The sequence below is a fragment of the Actinacidiphila polyblastidii genome (assembly GCF_036353415.1).
Taxonomy (GTDB): Bacteria; Actinomycetota; Actinomycetes; order Streptomycetales; family Streptomycetaceae; genus Actinacidiphila; species Actinacidiphila polyblastidii.
On the sequence record NZ_JAZEWV010000007.1, the window covers coordinates 221866 to 244717 of the forward strand.

Genomic DNA, 22852 nt, shown 5'->3' on the forward strand with positions numbered 1-22852 from the left:
CTTCCGGAGGCGAATCGCGCGCAGTGTCTTGACGGCGCGCCACCGCCAACTGACACTGCCATACGGATCGCGGGATTCCCTCGATCCGCAGATTGAGAGCGTTTTCAGAAGTGTCAATCGAAGGCTATGAACACGTGTGGCCTGACATTGCAGCAGAACGAGCGCGATTTACCCCCACATCTCCCGCGCTGACCCGGCCTTCACCCAACGAAGCCGGGTGAAAGGACCTCCACTGATGCGCAGCACTCTTCCCGCCGGCCCCGGACAGCCGGGACTGCTATCGCGCAGGCGCGGCGTCGCGCTGGTCGCGGCGTTCCTGCTGGCGATGGCCGGGCTGCTCGGCCTGACCCGGATCGCCGGCACCGCGGCCGCCGACACCTCCGACTACACGCAGAGCGTCAGCCGGCTGAGCGCCACCCAGGCGCAGATCACCTTCACGCCCACGACGACCGCCACGTACGTGATCTCGCACTACCTGGTCAACGGGACCAACCAGCAGAACGTCCAGATGACCAACTCCGGCGGAAAGTGGACCCTCACGGTCTCGCCGATCAGCGACGGCTCGGTGCTGACCTACTCGTTCACCTACGAGAAGAACGGCCCGCAGTACGACACCCCGCAGTTCACGTACACGCAGGGCAGCGGCAGCACCACGACGCCGCCGACCACTCCCCCCACCACGCCGCCGACCACCCCGCCGGCGGCCGGCTGCACCGGGCAGTCCGACACCCCGAACTTCGGCTCGAACGTGCACATCTACGATCCGTCGATGTCGGCGGCGAGTATCCAGTCGCAGTTGGACGCGCAGTTCAACCAGCAGAAGGACACGCAGACGGCGCAGTTCGGCAACAACAGGGTGGCGCAGCTGTTCAAGCCGGGGACGTACAACGTCAATGACAATGTGGGGTTCTACACCTCGGTGGCGGGGCTGGGGCAGAATCCGGACGATGTGACGTTCAACGGGAACATCACGGTGGATGCGTTCAACGCCTCGGATGCGGGGAACGCGACGCAGAACTTCTGGCGTAGCGCGGAGAATCTGGCGATCAACCCCGGTGGGGGTACGGATCGTTGGGCGGTGGCGCAGGCGGCGCCGTTCCGCCGGATCGACGTGCACGGCAGTCTGGCGCTGTATCCGGCCAGTTACGGGTATGCCAGTGGCGGGTACATCGCGGACACGAAGGTCAGTGGTCAGGCCGCGTCGGTCTCGCAGCAGCAGTGGTACACCCGGGACAGCAGTTTGGGCAGCTGGGCGGGCGGGGTGTGGAACATGGTCTTCTCCGGGGTGAACGGCGCGCCGGGCACCACGTTCCCGAACCCGCCGGAGACGACGCTGGCCACCACCCCGGTCTCGCGTGACGTGCCGTACCTGTACGTCGACGGCTCGGGGAAGTACCGGGTGTTCCTGCCGTCGCTGCGGACGAATGCCTCGGGGCCGTCGTGGGCGGGCGGCAGCACGCCGGGCAGTTCGCTGCCGATGAGCCAGTTCTACGTGGTCAAGGCGGGTGACACGGCCGCGACGATCAACAGTGCGCTGGCGGCGGGCTGCAACCTGTTCGTCACCCCGGGGGTGTACCACCTGAGCCAGACGCTGAACGTCACCCGTGCGAACACCACGATTTTGGGGATCGGGTATCCGACGTTCGTGCCGGACAACGGCGTGAACGCGATGCAGGTCGCCGATGTGGACGGGGTGCGGTTGAAGGGCCTGCTCTTCGATGCGGGCACGACCAACTCCCAGGCGCTGCTGACCGTGGGTCCGGCCGGGTCGTCGGCGAGTCATGCGGGGAACCCGACGACGATCCAGGACGTGTTCTTCCGGATCGGCGGGCAGGTCGCGGGCAAGGCCACCAACAGCCTGATCGTGAACAGCAGCAACGCGATCATCGACCACATCTGGGCGTGGCGTGCCGACCACGGCAGCGGTGTGGGCTGGACCAGCAACACCGCGGACAACGGGCTGACCGTCAACGGCAACAACGTGCTGGCGACGGGGCTGTTCGTCGAGCACTACCAGAAGTACGAGGTGGTCTGGAACGGGCAGGGCGGCAAGACGATCTTCTTCCAGAACGAGATGCCCTACGACCCGCCGAACCAGGCCGCCTGGAAGAACCCCTCCGGCCAGAACGGCTACGCCGCCTACAAGGTCGGTAGCGGTGTGACCACCCATGAGGCGTGGGGGCTGGGCAGTTACTGCTACTTCAACGTCAATCCGGCGGTCAACAGCTACCACGCGTTCGAGGTCCCGAACACCTCGGGCGTGAAGTTCCACGACGCCCTGACCGTCTCCCTGGGCGGGGTGGGGACCATCACCCACGTCATCAACGACACCGGAGCGGTCACAGCCTCCAACACCACCCCCAGCAACGTCGTCAGCTACCCCTGACCCCACCCCCGGCCCCACCCCGGCCGGACCTGATCGACCTGCTCTGACGGCCTGGAACTCCCCCCGATCCGGGGGGAGTTCCAGGCCGCTGCGGTACCGCTCAGAGCGCCCGGTGCATGATGTGCAGCCCCACGAAGCCCAGCGAGGGGTGCCGGAACCCCTCGGGCACGGTGCCGACCACTCGGAAGCCCAGCGACTCGTAGAGCTTCACCGCGTGGCTGTTGCTCGCCACCACCGCGTTGAACTGCATGGCCCGGTACCCCTGTTCCGTCGCCCAGCGCAGGGCTTCCTCACACAGGGCGCGGCCGACGCCGCGGCCGGTGTGCGCCGGGTCGACCATGAAGCTGGCGCTGGAGACATGGGCGCCGTTCCCCATCTGGTTGGGGTTCGTCTTGGCGGTCCCCAGCACCGTGCCGGCGTCGTCCACGGCGACGACGGTACGGCCGGGCGGCGGCAGCATCCAGAAACCGCGGCCCTGCTCCTCGGTGATGTCGGTGGGATAGGTGAAGGTCTCGCCGTCGGCGCAGATCTGCCGCAGGAACGGCCAGATCCGGGGCCAGTCGGTCTCGCGCGCGTCGCGTGTGCGGACGGTCACCGGCTCAGCCCGCGAGCTGCTCGTAGGCAGGCAGCGTCAGGAAGTCGACGTACTCGGTGTCCAGGGCGGTGCGGATCAGCAGCTCGTGGGCCTCGGTCCACCTGCCCTCGGCGAAGGCGTCCTCGCCCACCTCGTCGCGGATCGCGAGCAGTTCGTCGGCGGCGACCTGCCGGACCAGCTCCGGGGTGGCCTTGACCGCCGCCTCCCCCTCCGCGCCCTCGAAGACCACGCCCGCGTTGACCCACTGCCAGATCTGCGAGCGGGAGATCTCCGCCGTCGCGGCGTCCTCCATCAGGTTGAAGATCGCCACCGCGCCGACCCCGCGCAGCCACGCCTCGATGTAACGGACGCCGACCTGCACCGCGTTGCGCAGACCCGCGAAGGTCGGGCGGGCGTCCAGCGAGGCCACGTCGATGAGTTCGGCGGCGGTGACGTGGACGTCCTCGCGCAGCCGGTCCTTCTGGTGCGGGCGCTCGCCCAGCACCGCGTCGAAGGACGCGCGGGCGATCGGCACCAGGTCGGGGTGGGCGACCCACGAGCCGTCGAAGCCGTCGGCCGCCTCGCGGTCCTTGTCCGCCTTCACCTTCTCGAAGGCCACCTGGTTCACGTCGGCGTCCCGACGGGACGGGATGAACGCGGCCATGCCGCCGATCGCGTGCGCGCCGCGCCTGTGGCAGGTGCGCACCAGCAGTTCGGTGTAGGCGCGCATGAACGGAGCGGTCATCGTCACCGCGTTGCGGTCCGGCAGCACGAACCGCGCGCCGCCGTCGCGGAAGTTCTTCACGATCGAGAACAGGTAGTCCCAGCGGCCCGCGTTGAGTCCCGAGGCGTGGTCGCGCAGCTCGTAGAGGATCTCCTCCATCTCGTACGCGGCGGTGATCGTCTCGATCAGCACGGTGGCCCGAACGCTGCCCTGCGGGATGCCCACGTAGTCCTGGGCGAAGACGAACACCTCGTTCCACAGCCGGGCTTCGAGGTGCGACTCGGTCTTCGGCAGATAGAAGTAGGGGCCCTTGCCGAGGTCCAGCAGGCGCTGCGCGTTGTGGAAGAAGTACAGCCCGAAGTCGACCAGGCCGCCGGGCACCTGCTCGCCCTCCACGGTCAGGTGACGCTCGTCCAGGTGCCAGCCGCGCGGCCGCACCACGACGGTGGCCAGATCGTCGGCGGCCTTCAGAGCGTAGGACTTGCCCTCGGGTGAGGTGAAGTCGATCCGCTGCTCGTAGGCGTCGATCAGGTTGAGCTGCCCGCCGACGACGTTCTCCCAGGTCGGCGCGGAGGCGTCCTCGAAGTCGGCCAGCCAGATCCGGGCGCCGGAGTTCAGCGCGTTGATCGTCATCTTGCGGTCGGTGGGGCCGGTGATCTCGACCCGGCGGTCCTCCAGCGCGGCCGGCGCCGGTGCGACCCGCCAGTCGCCGTCGCGGACGTGCGCGGTCTGCGGGAGGAAGTCGAGCGTCGCGGTACGGGCGATCTCGGCGCGCCGGGCCCGCCGCAGCTCCAGCAGTTCCGCGCGGCGCGGGGCGAATCTGCGGTGCAGCTCGCCGAGGAAGGCCAGGGCCTGCGGCGTCAGCACCTCCTCCGCGCGGGGGACGGGGCCTGCGGTGCCGGAGACGACCGCGGGGGGCTGGGCGCTTGCGGACATGCTGTCACTCCTCCAGAGGGTGCCTGGGGCGGGCCGTGCGCCCGCGCGGTGCGGCACCCGGTGCCGGGTCGCTCCACGGAGGGACGCATTCTGCAAGGTGGAGCATAGTTTTCGCAGTGCGGAAGTTCAACGTTTTGTGGCACGCCGTGCAGCCGCGTCCAGAAGCCGCAGGTCGGCGGGGGTGTCGATGTCGGCCGGGTCGGCCACGTCGCCGCACTCCACCAGGAGTGTCTGCCCGGCGTGCTCGCGAAGATACGTCCGCGCGCCGCGGTCCTCGCCCGCGCTGCACGCCACCCCCGCCCAGCGGCTCGCCCCGATCAGCACCGGGTGGCCGCGCCGCCCCTCGTACATCGCCGACGCCAGCGCCGAGGGAAGGTCCTCGCCGGCGCGCGCCGCCGCCACCACCCGGGCGACCGCGGCGCCGCCCACCCCCGGCTGGTCGACCAGCGCGATCACCGTCGCCGCCGGCGGCCGTTCCGCCGCGGCCAGCGAGGCCAGGCCCAGCCGCAGCGAGGAGCCCATGCCCTGCGTCCACTGCGGGTTCTCCACCACCACGCAGTCCGTGAGGTCGGCCCGCTCCCGCACCTCCCGCGCCGCCGCGCCCAGCACCACGTGCACCGGTCCGCAGCCGCCGGCCCGCAGCATCGCGACCGCGTGCTCCACCAGCGGCCGGTCCCGGTACACCAGCAGCGCCTTGGGCCTGCCGCCGAGCCGCCGCCCCCCGCCGGCCGCCAGCAGCAGTCCGGCCACCCCGCTCTTGGTCTCCATGCGTCCTGCATACCGCGCCCCGCCCGCCCGCGGAACAGGACGCCGGGGGGCAGACCTGTTCCGGTATCGTCGGGCCGTGCCCCGGCGGGGGCGCCGCACGGGGAGGATCGGGGGCTGATGGGCGTGCCGCACACCGGTCCCGACTTCCCGGGCCCGGCTTTCGAACCGCCCGCGGCGGACGATCCTGCCGGTGTGTCGGGACACCGCGTCGACGGCAGGCTCGGCGCCTGCGCGCTCGGCCGGGTCCTGCTCGCGCAAGCGCCCGGCGGGCAGCCGGTCGCCCTCACCCTGGTCCGGCCCGAGACGGCCGAACTCGACGGCTTCGAGGCCCACTTCCACCGCGCCGCGCAGGCCGCGGCCCAGGTGCGCGCGCCGTCGCTGGTGCCGCTGCTCGGCAGCGGGAGGGAGGGCGCGCACTACTGGGTGGCCGCCGCCCACCCGCCCGCCGTCACGCTGCGCGCCGCCGGACCGCTGCCCACCAGCGTCGTGCTGCGGCTGGTCGCCGGACTCGCCGACGGGCTGCGCGCCCTCCACGACGCCGACGTGGTGCACGGGGACCTGCGGCCCGCGAACGTGCTGCTCGCCGCGGACGGGCCCCTGATGAAGGAGTACGGGTTCTCCGGGCTGCCCGGGTTCACGCCGCTGGCCGGCGAGGCTCCGGCCTTCCTCTCGCCCGAGCAGGTCGCGGGCCGGCCGGCGACGCCCGCCACCGACGTCTTCGCGCTCGGCCAGATCGCCGCGTACGCCTCGATCGGCGCGACGCCCTTCGGCGAGAGCGCCGCCCGGGTCCGGCAGGAGGAGCCCGACCTCAACGAACTCCCCGGCGAGCTGCGGGAGATCGTCACCCGCTGCCTCATCAAGGACCCGGCGCTGCGGCCCTCTTTGGCGCAGATCACCACGATGTGCCGCCAGGCGGCCCCCCCGGCCCCCTCGCCCCACCCCCCGGCGGCCTGGCTGCCCCCCCACCTGCTCACCCCCGCTCCGTCGGCCCCCACCGCGCCGCTGCCGACCTCCGCGCCCACCGCGCCTCCTGTGCCCGGGGCCGCGCCGGTGCCCGTACCCACTCCGCCGCGGGCGCCGGTGCCCGTACCCACTCCGCCGCGGGCGCCGGTGCCCGTACCCGCGCGTGGGTACGTCGCGCCGCCGCCCGCCCCGCCGGTGCTCGCGCCGGTGCCCGTTCCCGGGGCCGGGTACGTTGCCGGGCCGTCGGCGCCGACGGCCGCACCCACCCCGCGGGCGATGCCCGCACCCGCATCCGCGGCGGGACCGCCGCAGGCGGTGCCGGCTGGGGCAGCCGGGCCCGTTGCCGCGCCGCGTGCGGCGCGGCGGCTGTGGCGCGGAGGTGTCGGAATGGTCGGAGTGCTGGCCGGGGTTGCGGTGGCCGTGACCGCGGGGATCGCGCTCGCCGGGGGCCGCGCCGATCCGCACGGGCAGGACCTCGGGGCGGCGCCGTCGGCGGCCGCGACGGCGTCCGGGGCCGGGGCCTCCGGGCCGACGCAACCGCCGTTGCGCGGCGGCGAGGTGTACCAGGGCGTCCGGCTGCCCGCCGGCGACGCGCTGGCGCTGCCGGAGTCGCCGTACACGCTGCGTACCGGCGCCGACAACGGTGCCTTCGGCTTCACCGCGCAGGCCGACGCCTTCGTGTCGGACGCCCACCAGGCGACGCTCGCCCCGCTGGACCCGGCGCTGCCGTCGGCGCCCGACTCCTGCATCGGGGTGGGCGGCGTGCGGGACACCCTGATACCGCGCGGCGCGGTGACCGCCGGCAGCCGGATCTGCGTGCAGTCGGTGGACGGAACCCTCGCACTGGTGACGATCCGTCAACTGCCGCCGCCCGGCGACCCGGAGCCGTACGCGCTGCTCGACGTGACGCTCTGGCGGGTGGCGGCGCGCAGCGCCGAGGGCGATCAGTGACGTCCGATCAATAAGTGCAACGAATTTCAACGACTTTGTAGCGCAGGGACCGCGGAGTCGCGTTAACTGTCCGCCCCGGGCGTCGCATCCGGGCGGCGACGGGGGACCGGGCAGGGACATGGTGGGGGAGACGTACGTGCTCGACGACGACCGCAGCGGTGTCCCCGCGCGGCCGGCGGAAGCCGGCGCGGCGGCGGGTCTGCAGGAGGCGGTGTTCCGCCTTCGGCGTGAACTGAGCGCGTACCGGCCGCTGTTACCGGACCGCGGGGTCGCGGAGGACGAACTGGACGCGCTGGCGCTGCAGGCGGCGGCCGCCGTCCCGGGGCCGGGCTCGCCGGACACCGAGCGGCTGCGCCACTCGCTGCTGCTGGTGGCGGCGGCGCTGGGTTCGGTCAGTGCCCTGGCCGGCCCGCTCGACGCCCTGCGCGGGGCCGTCGAGGACCTCGCCCCACCCCGGTGAGCGTGTCAACTCGTAGGCGAGGCAGTCCCGTTGCTGCTCAGTGCGATCGCGAGCCGTCCCGCCACCTCGTGCAGCACCGGCACGATCTTGTCGGTGGCGGCCTCGGTGACGCGTCCGGCCGGGCCGGAGATGGAGATCGCCGCGGCGGTGGGGGAGTCCGGCACGGTCACCGCGAGGCACCGCACGCCGATCTCCTGCTCGCTGTCGTCGACGGCGTAGCCCATCTCCCGGATGTGCGCCAGCTCCGCCAGGAAGGCGTCCGGCTCGGTGATGGTCCGCTCGGTGGCGGCCGGCATGCCGGTGCGCGCCAGCAGCGCCCGTACCTCCTGCGGCGGCACCGCGGCGAGCAGCGCCTTGCCGACGCCCGTGGAGTGCGGCAGCACCCGCCGGCCCACCTCGGTGAACATCCGCATGGAGTGCCGGGAGGGGACCTGGGCCACGTACACCACCTCGTCGCCGTCGAGCAGCGCCATGTTCGCGGTCTCGCCGGTGGCCTCGACCAGTTCGGCGAGGTAGGGCCGGGCCCAGGTGCCGAGCAGGCGCGAGGCACCCTCGCCCAGCCGGATCAGCCGGGGGCCGAGCGCGTACCGCCGGTTCGGCTGCTGGCGGACGTATCCGCAGGCCACGAGGGTGCGCATGAGCCGGTGGATGGTGGGCAGCGGCAGGCCGCTGCCGGCCGACAGCTCGCTGAGACCGACTTCGCCGCCCTGGTCGGCCATCCGCTCCAGCAGGTCGAAGGCCCTCTCCAGCGACTGCACGCCCCCGGCGCGGTCAGCGGTCACGTCGTTCCCCTCGTCAGACGTCCACATGTGTGGAATGCGATTTTCGCTCTGTGGAATCCTACTGCCCTTGACGTCCCGGCGGACCATCCCCACCATGGCCGTCAACAGAACGTTGAATGCTACCGGCGGGCCGCCGGGCGGACGGGAGGGCACTCGATGCGGGAGGAGCCGGAGGCACGGGACGAGCCGGGTGCGCGGGGGGAGCAGGTGCTGCGCTCGACGCGCGTGGTGACCCCGGAGGGCGAGCGGGGCGCGTCCGTCGCGGTGCGCGGCGGCACCATCACCGCCGTGCTGCCGTACGACGCGCCCGTCCCGGACGGCGCCCTGCTGACCGACCTGGGCGACGACGTGCTGCTGCCGGGCCTGGTCGACACGCACGTGCACGTCAACGACCCCGGGCGCACCGAGTGGGAGGGCTTCGCCACCGCCACCGCCGCGGCGGTCGCCGGCGGCATCACCACCCTGGTCGACATGCCGCTGAACAGCATCCCGCCGACCACCAGCGCCGCGCACCTGGAGGTGAAGCGCGCCGCCGCGCGCGGCCGGGTGCACACCGACACCGGGTTCTGGGGCGGCGCCGTCCCCGGCAACGCCGGGGACCTGCGGCCGCTGCACGACGCCGGCGTCTTCGGCTTCAAGTGCTTCCTGCTGCCCTCGGGGGTGGACGAGTTCCCGCAGCTGGACGCCGAGGAACTCGCCGCGGCGCTCGCCGAGCTGACCCGCTTCGACGGCCTGCTCATCGTGCACGCGGAGGACCCGGGGCTGATCGGGGACGCCCCGCAGCAGGCTGGACCGAAGTACGCCGACTTCCTGGCGTCGCGGCCGGCCGCGGCCGAGGACGCCGCCGTCGCCGGACTGATCGCACTGGCCAGGCGGTTCGGCGCACGCGTGCACATCCTGCACCTGTCCTCCGCGAGCGCGCTGCCGATGATCGCCGCTGCCCGCGCCGAGGGGGTGCGGCTGACCGTCGAGACCTGCCCGCACTTCCTGACCCTGACCGCCGAGGAAGTCCCCGACGGCGCCACCGAGTTCAAGTGCTGCCCGCCGATCCGCGAGGCCGCCAACCAGGACGCGCTGTGGCAGGCGCTGGCCGACGGGGTCGTCGACTGCGTGGTCTCCGACCACTCGCCCTCCACGATCGCGCTGAAGGCGAAGGACACCGGGGACTTCGCGGCCGCCTGGGGCGGCATCTCCTCGCTGCAGCTGGGCCTGTCCGCGGTGTGGACCGAGGCCCGCAGGCGTGGCCACGGCCTCGCCGACGTGGCCCGCTGGATGTCCGCGGGCCCGGCGCGGCTGGCCGGGCTCGACGGCGTCAAGGGCGCCATCGCCGCCGGCCACGACGCCGACTTCGCGGTGCTGGCGCCCGAGCGGACCTTCACCGTCGACCCGGCCAGGCTGCACCACCGCAACCCGGTCACCGCCTACGCGGGGCGCACCCTGCACGGCGTCGTCCGGGCCGCGTACCTGCGCGGCGCGCTCGTCGCGCGGGACGGCGAACTCACCGCGCAGGCCGCGAAGAAACCCGCCGGCAGGCTCATCGAACGGCCGGCCGGCGGGAGTTCCCGGTGACATCGCGCGCCGCGGTCGGTCAGGCCGCCCGGCGCACCCGGCGGCGGTGCGCGCCCACGATGTCCGCGTAGCGGCGGCCGCTGCCCTTGATGGTGCGCTTCTGGGTGGCGTAGTCGACGTGCACCAGGCCGAAGCGCTTGTCGTAGCCGTACGCCCACTCGAAGTTGTCCAGCAGCGACCAGGCGTAGTAACCGGCCAGCGGCACACCGCGCTTGACGGCGCGGGCGCAGGCGGCCAGGTGCTCCTCCAGGTACTGGGAGCGCTCCGGGTCGTCCACCTCGCCGTCGTTGCCGACGGTGTCGCGGTACGCGGAGCCGTTCTCGGTGACGAAGATGCGGCTCGCGCCGTACTCCTCGGAGAGCCGGACCAGCAGCTGCTCCAGGCCGTCCGCGTTGACCTCCCAGTCCATCGCGGTGCGCCGCACGCCCGGCAGGTACACCGACTTGGCGTAGGGCGCCGGCCCGGTCGGGTCGTCCGTGATGACCTGGCGGAAGTAGTAGTTCAGGCCCAGCCAGTCCAGCGGCGCGGAGATCAGCTCCATGTCGCCGTCCCTGACCGGCAGGTCGACGCCGTACAGCTCCACCATGTCCTGCGGGTAGCCGCGCCCGTGGATCGGGTCCAGCCACCAGCGGTTGGTGTGGCCGTCGGCGCGCCGGGCGGCCGCGATGTCCGCGTCGCGGTCGGTGGCCGGCTCGCACGGGCTGAGGTTGTTGACGATGCCGACCCGGGCGTCGGCGTGTGCGGCCCGCAGCGCCTGCACCGCCAGGCCGTGGCCGAGGTGCAGGTGGTACGAGGCGCGGACGGCCGCGTTCAGGTCCGTCCAGCCGGGCGCCATGGTGCCTTCGAGGTGGCCGATCCAGGCGGAGCACAGCGGCTCGTTGAGGGTCGCCCAGTCCTTGACCCGGTCGCCCAGCGCGTTCGCCACCACGGAGGCGTACTCGCCGAACCGCTCGGCGGTCTCCCGCTCGGGCCAGCCGCCGCGGTCCTGCTGGGCCTGCGGCAGGTCCCAGTGGTACAGCGTGGCGTTGGGGGTGATGCCCGCCTCGAGCAGCGAGTCCACCAGCCGGTCGTAGAAGGCCAGACCGGCCGCGTTGACCTCGCCCGAGCCCTGCGGGAGGACCCGGGGCCACGCGATGGAGAAGCGGTAGGAGTCCAGGTCCAGAGCCTTCATCAGCTCCAGGTCCTCGGGCACGCGGTGGTAGTGGTCGCAGGCGACGTCGCCGGTGTCGCCGTCCGCAACCTTGCCGGGGGTGTGGGAGAAGGTGTCCCAGATGGACGGGGCCCGGCCGTCCTCGTCCACCGCGCCCTCGATCTGGTAGGCGGCGGTGGCCGCACCCCAGACGAAATCCGCGGGAAGAGCGCTCAGGTCGTTCACGAGTTACCTTTCGGTGGGGGTCACTTGACGGCGCCGGCGGTCAGCCCGGCCACCAAGTAACGCTGCAGGAGCAGGAATCCGGCGACCACAGGCACGCTCACCACGAGCGAGGCGGCCATGACCTGGTTCCAGTAGACGTCGTTCTGGGTTGCGTACTCGCGTAGGCCGACGGCGAGCGTGCGGGTGTCGGAGTTGGTCATGACGGAGGCGAAGAGGACTTCGCCCCACGCCGTCATGAACGCGTACACGCACACCGCGACGATGCCGGGGATGGCGGCCGGCACGACGACCCGGAAGAGCGCGCCGAACGGGCCGCAGCCGTCCACCTTCGCGGCCTCGTCCAGGTCCCTCGGGATCGAGTCGAAGTAGCCGACCAGCATCCAGATGGAGAAGGGCAGCGAGAAGGTGAGATAGGTGATGATCAGTCCGAGCCGGCTGCCGTTGAGCGTGACGCCGGTGCTGTTGCCGATGTTGACGAAGATCAGGTACAGCGGCAGCAGGAAGAGGATGCCGGGGAACATCTGGGTCGACAGCACCGTCACGGTGAAGACCTTGCGGCCCGCGAAGCGGTAGCGGCTGACGGCATAGGCGGCGAAGATGGCCACCGCGACCGAGAAGAGCGTCGCGCTCACCGACACGATCAGCGAGTTCATGAAGTAGTGCGCGAGCGGGACGGTCTTCCAGATGTCGAGGTACGGCCGGAAGGTCAGGCCGTGCGGGATCCACTGGAACGAGCCCTGCACGTCCTGGAGGTTCTTCAGGGACGAACTGAGCATCACGTAGACCGGCGTGAGCACGAACAGCAGCAGCAGGGTGAGGACGACCCGCCGGGTCCACGTGAAGGACTTCGGCTGCGCCATCGGGGACGGCTGCGAGGGGATCCTAGGCATCGGCGTCGCCTCGCTTCCGTGACGTGAGCGCCAGGTAGATCGCCGTCACCAGCAGCAGGAACAGCAGCAGCAGCACGGACATCGCCGAGCCCGAGCCGAAGTTCCAGGTGATGAAGGACGACTGGTAGATGTGGATGGAGATCAGGTCCGCCTGATGGGGCGCGGACTGGCCGAACATCACGTACGGCGTGTTGAAGTCGTTGAACGTCCACAGGAACAGGACGAGCACGAGCACCTGGTTCACCGGCCGCAGCGACGGCATGGTGATCTTCCTGATCTGCTGCCAGACGCCGGCGCCGTCCATCGCCGCGGCCTCGTACAGCTCGCGCGGGATGTTCTGCAGACCGGCCATCAGGGCCAGGAACGCGAACGGCCAGGACTTCCAGACCGAGACGATGACCATGGCCCAGAAGCTGTTGTCGCCGATCAGCCAGAAGGGCTTGTTCGACGTCACGTGCAACTGGTCGTGCAGCACGTGGTTCACCAGGCCGGTGTCCTGCTGGAACATGAACGTCCAGGTGATCAGCGCCGCGTAGGCAGGCAGCGCGTAGGGCACCAGGAAGATCGCGCGCATGATCGCGCGGCCGCGGAAGGTGTCCTGCATGAGGATCGCCGCGGCCGTGCCGAGCAGCCAGGAGAAGCCGACCGACAGGAGGGTGTAGGCCAGCGTCACCCAGAACGAGTGCAGCAGGGCCTCGCCGATCGGCTGGTGGATCTTGACCGCGGCCTTGTAGTTGTCGAACGCCGACCAGGGCGCGCTCTTCCAGTTGTGGATGTAGAAGAGCGTCAGATTCTTGAAGCTGATGACGATGCCGAAGAACATCGGCACGATGTGGATCAGCAGCTCGGCCAGCAGGGCGGGGAGCAGGAGAAGATACGGCAGGCCGATCCGGCGCAGCCGTTCCACGGCACGCGGCCGGAGCCGGCGCCCGGCAGCGGACTTGCCGCTGTCGGGGCCGGCTTCGGGTGCACGCCTGGGAGGGGCGGTGGCAGTCATGGAGGAGAGCCGATCCTTACGATGCGGGCATCTGCTGCTGCGCCTTGGTCAGCGCGGCCTTGACGGAGTCGTCCGTGACGGGCTTGCCGGCCGCGGCGTCCGCGAACAGGTCCTTGACCGCGGTGCCGACCAGCGTCTCGAACTGGCTCTCGTTGGGCACCTGCGGGAGCGGGGCGGCGGAGCTGCCGAGCACGCCGGCCAGCGTCTTCAGGTCGGGCGTCTGGAAGGCCGCGTCGCTCTGCGCCTCCTTGACCGGCGGCAGCGAGCCGTAGGTCCCGTTGAGGACCTTCTGCTCGGGCGTGCTGGTCATGAACTTCACCAGCGCCTCGGCGGCGGCCTTGTGCTTGGTGTTCTGGAACACCGCCAGGTTGATGCCGGCCACCATCGAGGTGATGCCGGCGTCACCGGTCGCACCCGCGGTCTGGGTGGGCACGGGCACCACGCCGTACTGGTCGGCCGTCATGCCGTGCGCCTTGATCGAGGTCGCGGCGGACTGCCACATCATCATCGCGGCCTTGCCGGTGGCGAAGTCGGTGATGGTCTGGTTCTGCGAGTACTCCGCGTCGCCCTTGGCGGCGATCTTGTCGCTGGCTATGAAGTCGACGTACTGCTTGACCGCCGCGACGTTCGCCGGGGTGTCGAAGGTCGCCTTGCCCGAGTCGTCGAACCAGCTGGAGCCGCGCTGCTTGGCGAGCACGAACGCGTGGTGGATGTTCTCGGAGCCGTTGCTGCCCTCGACGGCCAGGCCGTAGTGGCCGTCCTTGGTCAGCTTCTTGCCGTCGGTGACGAGCTCGTCCCACGTCTTCGGCGGCGTCAGGCCCGCGTCGGAGAACATCTTCTTGTTGTAGTACAGGCCGTACGCCATCGAGTACAGCGGCACCGCGGCGGGGTCCTTGCCGGCCGCGCCGGCCGAGGCGATCGCGGCGGAGGCGAACCGGTCCTTGCCGCCGATGGCGGTGAACGCGGTGGCGTCCCACGGCATCAGCGCGCCCGTCGCCTGCAGCGAGGCCGACCAGGTGTTGCCGATGTTCAGGACGTCCGGGCCCTGGCCCGAGGTGGTCGCCGCCAAGATGCGGTTGAGCAGGTCGGCCCAGCCGATGACCTCCAGCTTGACCTTGATCCCGGTCTGCTGGGTGAACTTGTTCAGCTCGGGGGTCAGCACCTGCTTGTCGTTGTCCAGGCTGGTGCCCTGGTTGCTCGCCCAGTAGGTGATGGTCTGGCCCTTGAGGCTGGCGGGGTCGTTCTTGTCGCCGCCGCTGCCGTTGTCCGAACTGCCGCCGCACGCGGTGACGGTGAGACCGAGCGCGGCCACGAGGGCGGTGGCCGCGAGGAGTCTGCTGGAGGTGCTGGAGGTGCGCATACCGGTTCCCTCTCAGGGGTGGGATCGCTTCAGGAAGTGAACAGCGCCTGTGCCTTAATTCAGGCCGTGATTTAACTTGTGAGAAAAGGTGGCGTCAAGACCTTGTGCAGCGATAGATTCACGCCGGACGGGCTGAGAGGGAGAACCGATGGCTGAGCGGGGCAGGCGGACCGTGCGTGACCTGCGGCGCGGCAACCGTGCATCGCTTCTGCGTCATTTGTATTTCGAAGGCCCCCTCAGCCGGCAGGAGCTGGGCCGCGACACCGGCCTGAGCGCGGGGTCGATCAGCAACGTCGTCGGCGAGCTGATCGCCGACGGGATGGTCGAGGAGGCGGGCGCCGTCGAGTCCGACGGCGGACGGCCGCGCATCCTGCTCCAAGTGGCCGCGGGCTACGGCCACGTGGTCGGCGTGGACGTCGGCGAGACCCGGGTGCGGGTCGAGCTGTTCGACCTCGCGCTGACCGAACGCGCCTCCGCCGACCTGCCGCTGTCCGACAGCGGCCACGACGTCGACCACGTGGTGCGGCTCGCCCTGGAGGGCATCGCCTCGGTGGTCCGCGAGGCCGGCATCGACGACAGCGAGGTGCTCGGCGTCGGCATCGGCGTGCCCGGCATCGTCGAGCAGGGCGACCCCAAGGTGAGCCCGCCCGGCGCCGGCGACGGCATCGTGGTGCACGGCCAGACCATCGGCTGGGACGCGGTGCCGCTCGGCCGGCTGCTGCGCGCCGGCACCGGCCTGCCCCTCTACATCGACAACGGCGCCAAGACCCTCGGCCAGGCCGAGATGTGGTTCGGCGGCGGCCGCGGCTCGGGCAACGTGGTGATCGCGCTGATCGGCTCCGGCGTCGGCGCCTGCGTGGTGGCCGACGGCACGCCCTACCACGGCGCGTCCAGCAGCGCGGGGGAGTGGGGCCACACCACCCTGCGGGTCGGCGGACGCACCTGCCGCTGCGGATCGCGCGGCTGCCTGGAGGCGTACGTCGGCGCCGAGGCGCTGCTCGGCCGCTGGTCCTCCGCACCCGAGGACGTCAGCGAGGAGACCGGGCTCGCCGCGCTGATCGCCGCCGCCGACCACGACCCCGAGGCCGGGGCGCTGCTCGCGGAGGCCGCCGAGTACCTGGGCGCCGGCATCGCCGACCTGATCAACCTCTTCAACCCGCAGCGGATCGTCATCGGCGGCTGGGCCGGACTGCTGCTCGGCCCCCGGCTGCTGCCCACCGTCCGCGAGGTCGCCGCCGCCTACGCGCTGCACCACCCGTGCGCGCAGACCTCCATCGAGCTGGGCAGGCTCGGCGCCGACGCGGTCACCGTGGGCGCCGCCACCCTCCCGCTCGCCCGCTTCCTCGACACCGGCGGGGAGCGCACCGTACGGCTGCCCGCCCAGCCGGCGGACGGGACGGCGGCGGACCAGGGCCCCGCCGAGGGGTTGCGGAACCGAATCGCCCGGGCGGTACGTTGACCGGGCGGTGCGCACCGCCCGCGCCCCGTACCGCCAGCTCGTCCTGAGGAGCCCGCTGTGACCCTGCAGCAGCAGATCGTCGGCAACGCCATGCAGATGGCCGTCTGCACCCTGAACCCCGGCCAGACGGTGTACTGCGAGGCGGGCAAGTTCCTGTTCAAGACCGCGAACGTGTCCATGGAGACCCGGCTCGGCGGCCCCGGCACCCGGAACGCGGGCGGCGCGGGCGGCCAGCAGGGCGGCGGCATGGGCGGCCTGCTGCGGCAGGCCATGGGCACCGCCATGCAGGTCGGCCAGCGGGCGCTGGCCGGCGAGTCGCTGGCGTTCCAGTACTTCACCGCGTCCGGCGGCGAGGGCACCGTCGGCTTCGCCGGAGTGCTGCCCGGCGAGATGCGCGCCCTGGAGCTGGACGGCTCGCGCGCCTGGTTCGCCGAGAAGGACGCCTTCGTCGCGGCCGAGGAGACCGTGCAGTTCGGCATCGCCTTCGCCGGCGGCCGGCAGGGCATGAGCGGCGGCGAGGGCTTCATCCTGGAGAAGTTCACCGGCCACGGCACCGTGGTCATCGCCGGTGCGGGCAACTTCATCGACCTCAACCCAGCCGACTTCGGCGGCCGCATCGAGGTCGACACCGGCTGCATCGTCGCCTTCGAGGAGGGCATCCAGTACGGCGTGCAGCGCATCGGCGGCCTCAACCGCCAGGGCATCATGAACGCCGTCTTCGGCGGCGAGGGCCTCTCGCTCGCCACCCTGGAGGGCAACGGCCGGGTCATCCTGCAGTCCATGACCATCGAGGGCCTGGCCAACGCGCTGAAGAAGGCCCAGGGCGGCGACAAGCAGGGCCCGACCGGCGGCCTCTTCTCCCCGCACGTCGGCTGAGCGCACCGGCTGACGGGCGTCTTTGCCGCCCGTCCCGGCTCGTACGTCCACAGCCGCCGCACAGTCCTCTGAGGGCACATGCTCCACCCAGGTCACGGTACGGACACGGGTGCGGCGGACCGGGGCATGGCGGCCCCCGCCGTGCAGGTAGCGTGCTGATCTCGTGCACCACCCGCGCAGGATGCACCAGGAAGGGGGCCGACCGCCGTGTACCGCTGGGAGATCACCCGGGCCGCGCTGGCCCAGCGGGTCTTCGCCACCATCCGCGGTGAGAGCTACGACCAGGCCGCCGCCACCGCCGACACCCTGCTCTCGGCCGGGCTCACCACCCTGGAGATCTCCCTCACCACGCCGTTCGCCCTCGAAGCGGTCACCACGCTGGTCCGCGAGGTCGGCGACGACGCGGTCATCGGCGCCGGCACGGTGCTCGACCAGGTCTCCGCCCGGATGGCGATCGACGCCGGCGCCCGCTTCCTGCTCTCCCCCAACCTCGACGAGCAGGTGCTGCGCACCGGCCACCGCTACGGCGTCCCGGTCTTCCCCGGCATCGCCACCCCCTCCGAGGCGGTCCGCGCGATGGAGCTGGGCGCCGACGCGCTCACCCTCTACCCGGCGATCGCCTACAGCCCGGACTGGATCACCGACGTCCGCGCGATCATCCCGCAGGCCGCGGTCCTGCCCATCGGCGGCATCACCGTCAGCGCCGCCCCCGACTGGGTCGCCGCGGGCGCCGTCGCGGTCGGCATGGGCTCCGCGCTCACCGACGGCGACCGGGAGACGGTCACCAAGCGCCTCACCGACCTGCTCGACCGGCTCGCCGACTCACCGTGACGCGGCCGCCGCGCAGCCGCGAGCGCGACGCGAGCCGCAGGCGGAACCGCAACCGTGGGCGCGGCTGAGAACGATCCCCCGCGGAGGCGGCCGCCGGCGCAGACGGCACCGAGCTGACACAGAACCGGGCGGCCGTGCCGGGGGTCCGGCCCCGGCCCCTAGACTCGGCGCGGGGGAGCGGCCACCCGGCGCCGGCGGCGGGACGGGCCGTACCGCCCCCGTACCGCCGGCCGCCGCGCGCAGCACCCGCACGCGTGCGGCGAACACCCTGCCAGGAGGCATTCCGTGACCGTCGTCGCCGTACCCGGTTCCAAGTCGGTGACCGCGCGGGCCCTGTTCCTCGCGGCGGCCGCCGAGGGAGAGACCGTACTGCGCCGCCCGCTGCTCTCGGACGACACCGACGGGTTCGCCGAGGGCCTGGTCCGCCTCGGCTACGCCGTCGAACGGTCCGCCGACGCGTGGCGGATCACCGGCCGCCCGGAGGGTCCCGCCGTCGACCGGGCCGAGGTGTACTGCCGCGACGCCGCGACCGCCGCCCGTTTCCTGCCCGCGCTGGCCGCCGCGGGCCACGGCTCCTTCCGCTTCGACGCCTCCGCGCAGATGCGCCGCCGCCCGGTCGCGCCGCTCACCGACGCGCTGCGCTCGCTCGGCGTGGACCTGCGGCACGAGGAGGCGGAGGGCCGGCTGCCGCTCACCGTCCTCGCCGACGGCATCAAGGGCGGCGCGATCGAACTCGACGCCAGCCTCTCCTCGCAGTTCCTCACCGCGCTGCTGCTGACCGGCCCGCTGACCGCCGAAGGCCTGCGCATCCACGTCACCGGCATCGTCTCGGTGCCGTACGTGGAGATCACCCTCGCGATGATGCGGCGCTTCGGGGCGCGGGTGACCCGTGAGGGCGACGTCTTCACGGTGGCTCCCGGCGGCTACCGCGCCACCGACTACGCCATCGAGCCGGACGCCTCCACGGCGAGCTACTTCTTCGCCGCCGCCGCGCTCACCGGGCGCAGCGCGACCGTCCCCGGCCTGGGCGCCGACGCGCTCCAGGGCGACCTGCGGTTCGTGGAGGTGCTGCGCACGATGGGCGCGCGGGTCGAGATCGGCCACGACGCGACCACCGTGACCGGCACCGGGCGGCTCGGCGGGCTCACCGTCGCGATGCGGGACATCTCGGACACGATGCCCACGCTCGCCGCGATCGCGCCGTTCGCGGACGGCCCGGTCCGCATCGAGGACGTCTACAACACCCGCGTCAAGGAGTGCGACCGGCTGGAGGCGTGCGCGCGGAACCTGCGCTCCCAGGGCGTCCGGGTCGAGACGGGCCGCGACTGGATCGAGATCCACCCCGGGACGCCGGCCCCGGTCGAGATCGCCTGCCACGGCGACCACCGCATCGCGATGAGCTTCGCCGTCGCCGGCCTGCGCACCCCCGGCACGACCTTCGACGACCCGGGGTGCGTGAAGAAGACCTTCCCCGGCTTCCACGAGTTCTTCGCCGGCGTACGGCAGGAGTGGGGCGTCTAGCACGCCCGCTCCGCGGCGCCGCGGCGCTCACCGGCTCGCGGCGCCCACCGCCACCGGTTCGCGGTCCAGGGCGATCCCGAAGTGCTCGCGGTAGGCGGCCAGTACCTCGTCGCGGCCGGCCAACTCGCGTTCCGCACGCGCCTCCCGGCCGTCCTCGCCGGTGCGGCCGGTGACCACCAGCGTGCGGCCGGCGAGCGTCACCCGGCCGTCCCCGGTGAACCGTGAGCACACCGGGGACTGCCGGAAGTGCGAGCCGGGCCAGGTCCGCTGCCACCAGCAGGTCGACTCGAAGTCGCCCAGCCCGCGCGGGCGCTGCTCCAGCCGGTACTGCGCCGCGCCGTCGCGCAGCACGTCCAGGTCGCCGCTGCCGTCCGGCGCCGCCGCGATCCGGAACACCCCGCCGGGGTCGTCCTGCTCGTCGCGCGAGCGCCAGTCCAGCGGGTACCGGCTGTGCCGGCCGAACCCGACGTCCGCCAGGGCCTCTTCGCCCGTCGCGGTCCGCACCCGCAGCGCCATGTGGTCGTACGGCGGCCCGAGCCGCCCGTCGTCCCCGAACACCCGCGCCGCGAGCATCTCCGCCTCGAAGCCGATCTCGCGCAGCAACGCGCAGAAGGCGCCGTTGAGTTCGTAGCAGAAGCCGCCGCGCCCGCGCAGCAGCTTCGCGACGAGGGCGGACTCCTCCAGCACGATGTCCTCGCCGAGGTGGATCGACAGGTTCTCGAACGGCACCGTGAGCAGGTGGCGCAGGTGCAGTTCGCGCAGGGCGTCCGCATCCGCGACGGCGGGGCGCGCGGCGCCGATCCGCGCGAGGTAGGCGTCGGCGGTGAACCGGTCCATCACAGCGTCGGCCTCGGCCTTCCGGTCCTGGCTACCCATGGCCGCACCCTAACCCGCGGGGCGGTGACGCAGCGGAGGCGGCGTAATTGCGCCGCCCGGTCTTCCTTGAAGCCGTCCTCCGGGCCGCCCTAGCGTGAGGGCGTCCGTCCGGCCGGAGCAGGCCGGACCTTCACCGCATCGCGGGCAGAACCGGGGAGAACCATGAAGAAGAAGATCGCGGCCGTCGTGACGGCCGCCGCTGCGGTCGTGGCCGGCAGCATCCTCGTCGCGCCGGGGGCCGACGCGTCCGGATACGGCTGCAGCGGCACCGAGATCGGCACGTACGCGGTGCGCGTGAGCGGCGGCACCACCTCGTACGGCACCGCTCACCTCTACTACGACTCCGCGACCGGCGACAACTGCGCGGTCAACGTCGCGACCGCGGCGGGCGGTTACGGCTCGCCGCACGAGATCAGCGTCTACCTCTCCGCCTGCAAGGAGACCTCGCCCAACCCCACCACGTGCACCCCGACCGGCACGGCCGGGAGCGACGACAAGACCTACGACTACTACGCGGGCCCGGTGAGGGTGCACGCCCCCGGCAAGTGCATCTACCTCTACGCGACGGACACCTTCGACTGGAACTTCGCCGACTACTTCAGCGGCGCCTTCCACTGCGGCTGACGCCCGGCGCAGGACCCCGGCCGCCGCTCAGCGGCGGGGGCAGACGACGAGATGCAGCCGCGGGTACGCGGCCACCGGCGTGCCGCAGGCGAAGCGCGCGCGAACGGCGGCCGCGACCTGCGGCGCGACCGCCGGCAGCGGGAACCAGGAGGTGTCGAGCACCGCGAAGCGCGCGGCCGGGTCTGCCACGCAGGCGAGGTTCTCGCGGTAGCTGGCCTGCCGGGTGATCGACCGGTCGTAGCGGGTGCGCTGCAGGAAGTCCGGCGTGGGGTAGCGGCAGTGCGTCGGATTGCCGAGCAGGTAGCCGACGTCGCCGAAGGCGAGGTAGGTGACGGGCGTGTCCGGGCCGATCCGGGCGCGCACGCCGTCGAGCCACCGGCCGAGCTGCTGCCGGGTGTGCGCGCGCTCCAGCGCGGTGAACCCCGAGTGCCGGGTGTCGTACGAGTACGGGGTGGTCGGCCAGGCCGGTACCGCCAGTGCCAGCACGGTGGCGAGCGCGGCCGCGTACCGCACCGGCGGCCGCCCGGCGCGACGCCAGGACCAGGCGAACGCGGCGGCCGCCACCACGCCCCACAGCGCGTGGACGGCCGTCTCGTGGGCCGTGCGCCACGGCAGCGAACGCCCGGCGGCGAGCGGCACCGCCACGCCGAGGAGCAGCGCGGCGGCCACCGGGCCGCGGCGCGGGGCGCGGGCCAGGGCGAGCCCCCACAGCGCGGCGGCCAGCACCGGCAGCGCCGCCAGGTGGTACTGGAACCACTGCCCCTGGACCACCAGCGCGACGAGCACACCGGCCACGCCCGCGCCGGTCAGCAGCGGCCAGGCCCAGCGCGCCCGGCGGTCGGCGGCGCTCCGCGCGAGCAGCACCACGGCGACGGGCAGCAGCCCGACGAGCGGGTTCATCAGCGCCTCGGTGCCGACGGTCTGGACCAGCAGCCGCAGATCCGCCAGGTGCAGGCCGTTCTGCAGCGGGGTGTCCGGATTCAGCGCGGACAGCTCGTTGAACCAGCGCCACTCGCGCGGCTGCACCGCGACCGCCAGCGCGAAGCCGGCCGGGGTCGCCACCGCGGCCACCGCCGCGGTCCAGCCGCCGCGCCGGCGGTCCAGCACCCACAGCGCGCCGAGCGGCAGCAGCGCCGTCGGCAACGTCGTGTACTTGACCAGCACCACCAGTGACGTCAGCGCCCCGGCGACCGGCGCCGCCACGAGCAGCCGGCGCGGCGCGAGACCGGCGGCGAGCGCCGCCACCGCGAGCCACACCGCGACCCACTCCGGCTGCAGGAAGTCCCATGCCGGCGCGAAGAGCAGCGCCAGGCCGACCGCCGCGGCGACCGCGTCCGCCTCGCGCCGCGGCAGGAAGCGGGCCAGCCCGGACCGCAGCCACCAGACCACGCCCGCGGTGAGCGCCACGACCAGCAGCCGTGTCCACGCCTCGCGCCAGGCCACCGGGCCCGCGGTCAGATGGTCGAGGGAGGAGAGCAGCCAGCGGTAGGCCAGCGGCCGGTGCACGAAGGTCCCGGAGGCGGAGAAGCCGCCGCGGCCGGCCACCCGCATCCCGCCGAGCACGTACCGCACGTCGTGGTTGAGGCCGCTCCAGCACATCGCCGCGACCCCGGCGAGCCCGGCGAGCACCGCGGCCGCGCGTGCGGCGGACGCGGCGCGGGCGCCGGGGGCCGGGGCGGCGGGCCCGGCCGTCGTTCGGTGGCCGGGGACGGCGTCGGTGGAGGTCACAGCGCTGACGCTAGCCGCGGGCAGGGCGCGTCCCCCGCCCCTTGGACGAGGCGTGACCGTCGTGTACGGCAGAGTTCACCGCCCGTTGGCCATCGGGTCGCCGGGCGCCCCGCGACCTCCGGGGGAGGGCCCGGGGGGTGGGGGTCGGGGCGGCGCGACCCCTTGACGGATACTTGGCCCGCCGGGAAGGTCGCACGCAGCG

General features: G+C 72.7%; 19 protein-coding genes. 9 read left to right on the top strand and 10 right to left on the bottom strand.

All coding sequences use genetic code 11. From position 1 onward, the window contains the following. Positions 1 to 235: 235 nt before the first annotated feature. A complete protein-coding gene (locus tag V2S66_RS11950; RefSeq protein WP_330794599.1) occupies positions 236 to 2386 on the top strand; it encodes a hypothetical protein in 2151 nt (716 codons plus the stop codon). 100 nt (positions 2387 to 2486) lie between these two features. Here V2S66_RS11950 and V2S66_RS11955 read toward each other — a convergent pair whose 3' ends face one another. The 3 genes from V2S66_RS11955 to V2S66_RS11965 form a co-directional block, all read right to left on the bottom strand. Further along, positions 2487 to 2981: a GNAT family N-acetyltransferase gene (locus V2S66_RS11955; RefSeq protein ID WP_330794600.1), complete on the bottom strand. Its 495-nt coding sequence runs from the start codon at positions 2979 to 2981 to the stop codon at positions 2487 to 2489. 4 nt (positions 2982 to 2985) lie between these two features. Further along, positions 2986 to 4620: a malate synthase A gene (aceB, locus tag V2S66_RS11960; RefSeq protein ID WP_330794601.1), complete on the bottom strand. Its 1635-nt coding sequence runs from the start codon at positions 4618 to 4620 to the stop codon at positions 2986 to 2988. Between the two features lie 126 nt (positions 4621 to 4746). Continuing rightward, entirely contained in the window at positions 4747 to 5388 is a 642-nt protein-coding gene (locus tag V2S66_RS11965; RefSeq protein WP_330794602.1) for a nucleotidyltransferase family protein, read from the bottom strand. A gap of 192 nt (positions 5389 to 5580) precedes the next feature. Between V2S66_RS11965 and V2S66_RS11970 the strand changes: the two genes are divergently transcribed. Together V2S66_RS11970 and V2S66_RS11975 are read left to right on the top strand one after the other, a co-directional pair. Next, positions 5581 to 7302 carry a protein kinase domain-containing protein gene (locus V2S66_RS11970; RefSeq protein WP_330794603.1) on the top strand — a complete coding sequence of 574 codons (1722 nt, stop codon included), beginning with the start codon at positions 5581 to 5583 and terminating at the stop codon, positions 7300 to 7302. A 118-nt stretch (positions 7303 to 7420) separates the two neighbouring features. After that, on the top strand, positions 7421 to 7762 hold the full coding sequence (locus V2S66_RS11975; protein ID WP_330794604.1) for a DUF5955 family protein: 342 nt from the start codon (positions 7421 to 7423) through the stop codon (positions 7760 to 7762). 5 nt (positions 7763 to 7767) lie between these two features. Here the strand turns inward: V2S66_RS11975 and V2S66_RS11980 are convergent, their stop codons facing one another. Beyond that, a complete protein-coding gene (locus V2S66_RS11980; protein ID WP_413966363.1) occupies positions 7768 to 8571 on the bottom strand; it encodes an IclR family transcriptional regulator in 804 nt (267 codons plus the stop codon). Between the two features lie 129 nt (positions 8572 to 8700). Between V2S66_RS11980 and allB the strand changes: the two genes are divergently transcribed. Then, entirely contained in the window at positions 8701 to 10113 is a 1413-nt protein-coding gene (gene allB / locus V2S66_RS11985) for an allantoinase AllB (protein ID WP_330794606.1), read from the top strand. Between the two features lie 19 nt (positions 10114 to 10132). Here the strand turns inward: allB and V2S66_RS11990 are convergent, their stop codons facing one another. From V2S66_RS11990 to V2S66_RS12005, 4 genes are read right to left on the bottom strand one after another with little or no spacing between them, the layout of a single operon-like run. Beyond that, entirely contained in the window at positions 10133 to 11488 is a 1356-nt protein-coding gene (locus tag V2S66_RS11990) for a GH1 family beta-glucosidase (protein ID WP_330794607.1), read from the bottom strand. 20 nt (positions 11489 to 11508) lie between these two features. Continuing rightward, positions 11509 to 12348 carry a carbohydrate ABC transporter permease gene (locus V2S66_RS11995; protein WP_330794687.1) on the bottom strand — a complete coding sequence of 280 codons (840 nt, stop codon included), beginning with the start codon at positions 12346 to 12348 and terminating at the stop codon, positions 11509 to 11511. Positions 12349 to 12370: 22 nt separating this feature from the next. Further along, the gene (locus V2S66_RS12000) at positions 12371 to 13375 is read right to left on the bottom strand and encodes a carbohydrate ABC transporter permease (protein ID WP_330794608.1); all 1005 of its coding nucleotides are present in this window, start codon (positions 13373 to 13375) and stop codon (positions 12371 to 12373) included. A gap of 16 nt (positions 13376 to 13391) precedes the next feature. After that, positions 13392 to 14735, bottom strand: a complete 1344-nt coding sequence (locus V2S66_RS12005; protein ID WP_330794609.1) for an ABC transporter substrate-binding protein — start codon at positions 14733 to 14735, stop codon at positions 13392 to 13394. A 148-nt stretch (positions 14736 to 14883) separates the two neighbouring features. On the opposite strand from V2S66_RS12005, the gene V2S66_RS12010 reads away from it, so the two are divergent. The 4 genes from V2S66_RS12010 to aroA all read left to right on the top strand — a co-directional run bounded on the left by V2S66_RS12010 (position 14884) and on the right by aroA (position 19422). Further along, a complete protein-coding gene (locus V2S66_RS12010; protein WP_330794610.1) occupies positions 14884 to 16194 on the top strand; it encodes an ROK family transcriptional regulator in 1311 nt (436 codons plus the stop codon). A gap of 57 nt (positions 16195 to 16251) precedes the next feature. Then, positions 16252 to 17070, top strand: coding sequence for an AIM24 family protein (locus V2S66_RS12015; protein WP_330794611.1), 819 nt, complete (start codon positions 16252 to 16254; stop codon positions 17068 to 17070). A 207-nt stretch (positions 17071 to 17277) separates the two neighbouring features. Beyond that, positions 17278 to 17901, top strand: a complete 624-nt coding sequence (locus V2S66_RS12020; RefSeq protein ID WP_330794612.1) for a bifunctional 4-hydroxy-2-oxoglutarate aldolase/2-dehydro-3-deoxy-phosphogluconate aldolase — start codon at positions 17278 to 17280, stop codon at positions 17899 to 17901. A gap of 285 nt (positions 17902 to 18186) precedes the next feature. Next, positions 18187 to 19422, top strand: a complete 1236-nt coding sequence (gene aroA, locus V2S66_RS12025; protein WP_330794613.1) for a 3-phosphoshikimate 1-carboxyvinyltransferase — start codon at positions 18187 to 18189, stop codon at positions 19420 to 19422. 27 nt (positions 19423 to 19449) lie between these two features. Here aroA and V2S66_RS12030 read toward each other — a convergent pair whose 3' ends face one another. Next, positions 19450 to 20259 (bottom strand): arylamine N-acetyltransferase family protein, encoded by an 810-nt coding sequence (locus tag V2S66_RS12030; RefSeq protein ID WP_413966372.1) that lies wholly within the window; start codon positions 20257 to 20259, stop codon positions 19450 to 19452. Positions 20260 to 20460: 201 nt separating this feature from the next. On the opposite strand from V2S66_RS12030, the gene V2S66_RS12035 reads away from it, so the two are divergent. Further along, a complete protein-coding gene (locus V2S66_RS12035) occupies positions 20461 to 20922 on the top strand; it encodes a hypothetical protein (protein WP_330794615.1) in 462 nt (153 codons plus the stop codon). A 27-nt stretch (positions 20923 to 20949) separates the two neighbouring features. Here V2S66_RS12035 and V2S66_RS12040 read toward each other — a convergent pair whose 3' ends face one another. After that, a complete protein-coding gene (locus V2S66_RS12040; RefSeq protein ID WP_330794616.1) occupies positions 20950 to 22650 on the bottom strand; it encodes a hypothetical protein in 1701 nt (566 codons plus the stop codon). Positions 22651 to 22852: the final 202 nt, after the last annotated feature.